Below are 554 nucleotides of genomic sequence, written 5' to 3'. Positions count from 1 at the left end.
CCGGAGAGCACGGCGCGCTCATAGTCCAGGCCGCTCATCAGCACCTTGGCGCCCAGGTTCTCGCCGCCGAGGATGTTCTCCACCGGCACTTCCACGTCCTGGAACACCAGCTCGCCCGTGTGCGAGCCGCGCATGCCGAGCTTGTCCAGCTTCTGCGCCACCGAGAAACCCTTCATGCCCTTCTCGACGATAAAGGCGGTCATGCCGCGCGCGCCAAGGTCCGGCTCGGTCTTGGCGTAGACCACCAGCACATCGCAATCCGGGCCGTTGGTGATCCACATCTTGGTGCCGTTGAGCACGTAGTGGTCGCCCTTGAAGTCGGCGCGCAGCTTCATGCTCACCACGTCGGAGCCGGCGTTGGGCTCGCTCATGGCCAGCGCGCCGATCCAGTCGCCGCAGACCAGCTTGGGCAGGTACTTGGCCTTTTGCGCGGCGGTGCCGTTGCGGTGGATCTGGTTGACGCACAGGTTGGAGTGCGCGCCGTACGACAAGCCGACCGATGCCGAGGCGCGGCTGATTTCTTCCATGGCGATCATGTGGGCCAGGTAGCCCAT

The 554-nt window shown here is 65.2% G+C and carries 1 protein-coding gene; it reads right to left on the bottom strand.

The annotated features are described in order from the left end of the window. Window positions 1–554 (bottom strand): acyl-CoA dehydrogenase family protein (locus tag AC1RQK_RS40505; protein ID WP_492815283.1); only part of this gene is annotated, 554 nt, incomplete at both ends.

The sequence above is a fragment of the Cupriavidus sp. GW822-FHT02D05 genome, assembly GCF_058802485.1.
The sequence above is the reverse complement of the archived record's forward strand: the minus strand, read 5'-3'. Positions and strand labels throughout refer to the sequence as shown.